Origin of the sequence: Microbacterium sp. ISL-103 (genome assembly GCF_018613995.1) — a bacterium.
Lineage (GTDB): Bacteria > Actinomycetota > Actinomycetes > Actinomycetales > Microbacteriaceae > Microbacterium.
The window spans coordinates 1-5,879 of record NZ_JAGGPD010000498.1 but is presented as its reverse complement, the minus strand read 5'-3'; the positions used below and the strand labels follow the sequence as shown (position 1 = coordinate 5,879).

Sequence of the window (5,879 nt, the reverse complement as noted above, 5' to 3'; positions counted from 1 at the left end):
CCCGGAGGGCACGGCCGCAGAACACTCCGCCGCGTACGAGAGCGCGCAACGCGCCGCCACAGCCGCTGAGGCCGAGCGCGAGACCCTGCGCGAGCGTCTGCACGCGGCAGAGCGCGAGGTCGACGCTCTGACTGCGAAGTCCGCGGCGCTCGGGAGCGCCCTGGCTGTCTCGGGGGGAGCTGCCGAGATCGTCAAGGGCGGCGGGGCAGGGATTCGTGGCTTGGTCGGCGACTCGGTGCAGGTCAGGGCCGGCTTCGAGGCCGCGATCGCCGCCGTTCTCGGCCCCCTCGCCGAAGGAGTGCTCGTCGAGCGATCAGCCGATGCGTTCACCCTCGCCGCCGACGCCGCCGAACAGCGCAGGGGAGTGGTCGACTTCGTCGTCGCGGACGCCATCCGCCCGTCGATCGAGCTGCCGGCGCTCGAGGGTGTGACACCGGCCGTCGACACGGTCACGGCGCCGGAGGGTGTACTCGGCATCCTGTCGCACGTCGTGATCGCCGAGGGCCTCGATGCCGCTCGCAACGCGAGGGCCGCACTCGACGCCACGGGCGACATGACGACTACCATCGTCACCACCGGCGGCGACGTCGTCACGGCCCAGACCCTTCGCACCGGTTCCGGAGGAGAGCGATCGCGCCTCGAACTCGCTGCCGAGCGTGACGCGGCCGACGAACGTCTCGCAGAGGTGCAGGTCATCGTCGATTCGCTGCGGGAGGCGCGGGAAGACGCGAACGAAGCAGTCGAGACATCGCGTCGCCAGGCGAAGGACGCGCTCCGGGCGCTGCGAGAGCACGACGCTGCACTCGCGAGCCACGCCGAGCAGGTGAACCGCATCACCGTCACCCACGAGTCGGCGGTCGCCGAGTGCGAGCGGCTCGAGGCAGGTCTCGCTCAGGCGCAGAGTGCGGTGGAGGACGCGGAGACGAAGGCAGAGGCAGCGAAGGCCGAACTGGACGCAGCTGTGTCCGCGCCGCGCCCCGTGCTCGACGCCTCGGCGCGTGACGGACTGCTGGAGGCACTCGAACTCGCCCGCGAGGGTGAGGTTCGGGCGCGTCTGGAGATCGAGACACTGCGCGAGCGCGTTCGTGCCGCGCAGTCGCGGGTGCTCAGCCTCGAGCGCCAGCGCGAGCAGGAGCGAGATGCCGCGGCGGAGGCGGCCCGCCGAGCGGTCATCCGGCGCGCGCAGCGGGAGGCGGCATCCGGCGTCGCCGCCGAGCTTCCCCGCATCCTGGACTCGATCGACCGGTCGGTCACCGAGGCGCGCGTCGTGCTCGCCGAGGCGGAGTCGGCGCGCTCCGCGCAGAACGAGGAGCTCACCGGTCTGCGAGCGCAGGAGACTTCGCTTCGAGAACGTCTCGCCGGCCTCACCGAGAGTGTTCACGGCCTCGAGCTGCAGATCCACGAGAAGAAGCTGCATCTGAACAGCCTGCTCGAGAGAGTCGCGTCGGAGCTTGCTCTCGACGAAGATATTCTCGTTGCGGAATATGGGCCCGATCAGCTCGTCCCTCGGGACCCGCTGAGCGAGCCCGAAGACGGGGAGCTCGTGGATGATACGGCGATCCCCTTCGATCGCCGTATCCAGCAGCGCCGTCTGGCGGAGGCCGAGCGCAAGCTCGCTCAGCTGGGCCGGGTGAACCCGCTGGCCCTCGAGGAGTTCGCGGCGCTCGAGCAGCGCCACGCATTCCTCACCGAGCAGCTCGCCGACCTCACGCAGACGCGGCAGGACCTGCTGACGATCATCGCCGACCTCGATGAGCGCATGCAGACGATCTTCGCGAGCGCGTTCGAAGACACCAGGACCGCCTTCGGCGAGGTGTTCCCGCTTCTCTTCCCCGGCGGTACCGGGAGCATCTCACTCACGGATCCCGACAACATGCTCACCACGGGCATCGAGGTGTCGGTGCGCCCCGTGGGCAAGAAGATCGAGCGACTTTCGCTGCTCTCGGGCGGCGAACGCTCTCTCGCAGCAGTCGCTCTGCTGGTGGCGATCTTCAAGGCTCGTCCGAGCCCGTTCTACATTCTCGATGAGGTCGAGGCCGCGCTCGACGACGCGAACCTGGGGCGCCTGCTCACCGTCTTCGAGCAGCTCCGCGAGAGCTCCCAGCTGCTGATCATCACGCATCAGAAGCGCACGATGGAGATCGCAGACGCCCTGTACGGCGTCTCGATGCGTCAGGACGGCGTGTCGGCGGTCGTCGGCCAGCGTGTGGGCGACCGTGCCGCGGCGGCCGGCTGAGTCCTCTCACACGACGATCCGGGCACGGCTTCGTACCTGATCGCCGCCGCGCCCCGCGCATGGCTCGGGATGCGGCATGGAGCACTCGATGTCCGCAGTTGTGCTCTGAGCGTAGGTGTCGGCTCAGGAAGGCGCGGATGCTACCCGTAGGCTGGAGTCATGGCGGAGAAGTCCTGGTCCCTCACTCGTGCTCTGCGCGGGATGTTCGTCAAGCCCACGATCGATGAGACGACGTGGGAAGACCTCGAGACAGCTCTCATCACCGCGGACTTCGGTCCCGACATCAGCGAGCGGGTCGTCGAAGAGCTGCGTGAGAAGGTCGAGCGATACCGCACGACAGACCCTCAGGATCTCCAGCGGATGCTGCGCGAGACCCTCGAGGAGCACTTCGCGAAGTTCGACACGACGCTCAAGCTGACCGAGCGTCCTGCCGTCGTGCTCGTCGTCGGGGTCAACGGCGTCGGCAAGACCACGACCATCGGGAAGTTCACGAAATTCCTCCGCGGATTCCAGCGCAGCGTCGTCGTCGGCGCCGCCGACACCTTCCGTGCGGCAGCGGTCGACCAGCTCGCCACCTGGGCTCAGCGCGGGGGAGCGGCCATCGTGCGCCCCCAGCACGAGGGTCAGGATCCGGCATCCGTCGCGTATCAGACGATCGAGTTCGCTCAGCGCGAGGGCATCGAGATCGCGATCATCGACACGGCCGGTCGCCTGCACACCAAGGGCGGACTGATGGACGAGCTCGGGAAGATCCGTCGGGTCATCGAGAAGCAGGCTCCCATCAGTGAGGTGCTGCTCGTCCTCGACGCCACCACGGGTCAGAACGGCGTGATGCAGGCCGAGGCGTTCCTCGAGCACGCGGGCGTCACAGGTCTCGTCCTGACCAAGCTCGACGGCTCCGCCAAGGCCGGCTTCGTCCTCGCTGTGCAGGAGCGCACCGGCATCCCCGTCAAGCTCCTCGGGCAGGGCGAGGGCATCGATGACCTGACCGGATTCACCCCCCATGTCTTCGTCCAGTCGCTCGTCGGCTGACGACGGGACTACCGCCGCGAGCACGAGGCTGGTTTCATAGCGTTATGGCGATCGAACACGACTACTTCGGACTCCTGTCCTCGGGGCCGGACGGCTCGATCTTCTGGTCTGAGACGGTGGAGCTCGGTGACCAGAGCGTCACCGTCGATCTCACCGCTCCCGACCAGGACGATGTCTCCGCGGACGCGCTCGACATCGCAGCATCGCTCATCGCCGGCCTCGAGAGCGTCGATGACACCTCGCGCCGCGGCATGCTCGCCGAGGTCGATGACCGCACGAGCGAGGTGACCGAGTACATCCTGCAGCAGCAGGAAGCCTATGGGGACGAACTCGAAGACGTCCTGGTCGATGTGAGCGGAGATGCCGCAGTCGACATCATCCGCTCGCTTCGCCTGATGAGCATGACGATCCTCGCCGACGAGCACGGTGGCTCCGAGCCTTTCGCGGTTCTGGAGTATGCCCTCGACGCGACCACCACCGACGACGTGCTGCTCGTGAACCTCGGTTCGGACGGCAGCGTGCAGTCGGTGATGAGCGCAGACTGACGGGTCTTCCGCCGCGTCTGAGGTAACTCAGACCGCCTGAGCGAAGCCGAGATCGGCGCTCTCCGCGATGTGCGCGAGGTGCGGCGGGATCTGCCGTCCCTTCGACGCCATCGACTGCGCCCACAGGCGACCCGCCCGGTACGACGAGCGCACCAGAGGCCCTGCCAGCACACCGAGGAAGCCGATCCGCTCTGCTTCCTCCTTGAACTCGACGAACTCCGCAGGCTTCACCCACCGCGCCACCGGCAGATGGCGGGGCGTCGGCCGAAGGTACTGGGTGATGGTGATGATGTCGCATCCTGCGTCGTGCAGGTCGTTCAGCGCCTGCACGACTTCTTCCGGCTCCTCGCCCATGCCGAGGATCAGATTGGACTTGGTGATGAGCCCGGCATCCCTGGCCTGCGTGATCACGTCGAGCGAGCGCTCGTAGCGGAAGGCGGGGCGGATGCGCTTGAAGATGCGCGGCACCGTCTCGACGTTGTGGGCGAACACCTCGGGGCGGGCATCGAAGATCTGACCGAGGAACGCCGGATCCGCGTTGTGCTCGTTGGCGAGCAGTTCGACGCCCGTGTTCGGGTTGAGCTCGTGGATCTTCCGCACGGTCTCGGCATTGAGCCAGGCGCCGGTGTCGGGAAGATCGTCGCGCGCGACGCTCGTCACCGTCGCATAGCGCAGGTTCATGCGCACGACGCTCTCCGCGACGCGGCGAGGCTCGTCCGTGTCGTAGGCATCGGGCTTGCCCGTGTCGATCTGACAGAAGTCGCAGCGGCGGGTGCACTGCGAGCCGCCGATGAGGAACGTCGCCTCGCGATCCTCCCAGCATTCGAAGATGTTGGGGCAACCGGCCTCCTGGCACACCGTGTGAAGATCCTCGCTCTTCACGAGGGAGTGCAGCGCGGTGTACTCCGGCCCCATCTTCGCCTTCGTCTTGATCCACTCGGGCTTGCGCTCGATGGGAGTCTCGGCGTTGCGGATCTCGAGACGGAGAAGCTTCCGGCCCTCGGGTGCTGCGGTCATGCGTATGCTCCTGGACGGTCGACTGCCGAGTACTCGGCGAGGAAGGCGGCGGATACGGAATCGACGATGTCGAGCGGAGAGACGTCCGCTCCGGTGACCTCGCTCATCGTCGTGACGCCGGCGTCGGTGATCCCGCACGGGATGATCCCCCGGAACCCTGCCAGGCTGTTGTCGCAGTTGATGGCGAAGCCGTGCATCGTGACGCCCTGCTGTACGCGGACGCCGATCGCCGCGACCTTGTCTTCGGAGAGCGGGCGGCGAACCCACACGCCGCTGCGACCCTCGACCTGGTAGCCGTCGACGCCAAGAGGGGCCAGCACATCGATCAGGATGCGCTCGAGCCNNGCCCTGGTCCGTGCCAGGTGATCTTGCCTCCGCGGTCGACGTCGACCACCGGTGTGCCGTCCTGTGGCCGTTCGTGGGACTCCGTCCGCTTGCCGGCGGTGTAGACCGCCTCGTGCTCGAGGAGGATCAGGGTGTCGGGGCGTGTGCCGTCGACCACATCGGCGTGGACTCGGCGCTGCAGGTCCCACCCGACGGTGTAGGGAACGTACTCCGGTGCGAAGCCCGGGGTCAGGATGTCGAGCATGTGATGTCGCTCTCAGTCAATAAATGGATTGCGTCTAAGAATACCCCTCCGCACGGAGTCGGGTGCACTGCAGCGACGCGCGGTACCGTGTGGGTATGACCAGTGCGAGCCGAGCGGGGCGCCCGAAGGCCTCCTCCCGCGAGCCCCTCGCGGAGGCTGCCTGCGAACTCTTCCTCGGGCGCGGCTACGCCTCGACCTCGGTGGCCGACATCACGCAGCGCGCCGGGGTGAGTCGATCCAGCTTCTTCAACTACTTCTCGTCGAAGAGCGACGTGCTGTGGTCCGGGCTCGATGACCGTATCGGTCGCGCAGTCGACGACCTGGTCGCGGTGCCCGAGGATCGCGACGGCAGGGAGGTCAGGCGCATCCTCTCCGCCCTCGTCGAGGACTTCGCGCCCGACAGTCTCGCGCTCGCGATGAACAACTCGTCCGCCCTGGGACTCGATGCCGAGCTCGAACA

General features: G+C 67.5%; 5 protein-coding genes and 1 pseudogene. 4 read left to right on the top strand and 2 right to left on the bottom strand.

From position 1 onward, the window contains the following. The 3 genes from J7E68_RS16585 to J7E68_RS16575 all read left to right on the top strand — a co-directional run. The coding region (locus J7E68_RS16585) for an AAA family ATPase (RefSeq protein WP_215174452.1) at nt 1-2,236 on the top strand (2,236 nt) is incomplete at its 5' end. Between the two features lie 159 nt (nt 2,237-2,395). Next, nucleotides 2,396-3,268, top strand: a complete 873-nt coding sequence (gene ftsY, locus J7E68_RS16580) for a signal recognition particle-docking protein FtsY (protein WP_215174450.1) — start codon at nt 2,396-2,398, stop codon at nt 3,266-3,268. 44 nt (nt 3,269-3,312) lie between these two features. Then, nucleotides 3,313-3,813, top strand: coding sequence for a DUF2004 domain-containing protein (locus J7E68_RS16575; RefSeq protein WP_215174449.1), 501 nt, complete (start codon nt 3,313-3,315; stop codon nt 3,811-3,813). A 27-nt stretch (nt 3,814-3,840) separates the two neighbouring features. Here the strand turns inward: J7E68_RS16575 and lipA are convergent, their stop codons facing one another. Both lipA and J7E68_RS16565 read right to left on the bottom strand, forming a co-directional pair. Continuing rightward, the gene (lipA, locus tag J7E68_RS16570) at nt 3,841-4,830 is read right to left on the bottom strand and encodes a lipoyl synthase (RefSeq protein ID WP_215174446.1); all 990 of its coding nucleotides are present in this window, start codon (nt 4,828-4,830) and stop codon (nt 3,841-3,843) included. Continuing rightward, nucleotides 4,827-5,419 (bottom strand): annotated as a pseudogene (locus tag J7E68_RS16565) (lipoyl protein ligase domain-containing protein). The gene lipA and the pseudogene J7E68_RS16565 overlap by 4 nt, the downstream one beginning before the upstream one ends. A gap of 95 nt (nt 5,420-5,514) precedes the next feature. Here J7E68_RS16565 and J7E68_RS16560 point away from each other — a divergent pair. Next, the coding region (locus J7E68_RS16560; protein WP_215174444.1) for a TetR/AcrR family transcriptional regulator at nt 5,515-5,879 on the top strand (365 nt) is incomplete at its 3' end.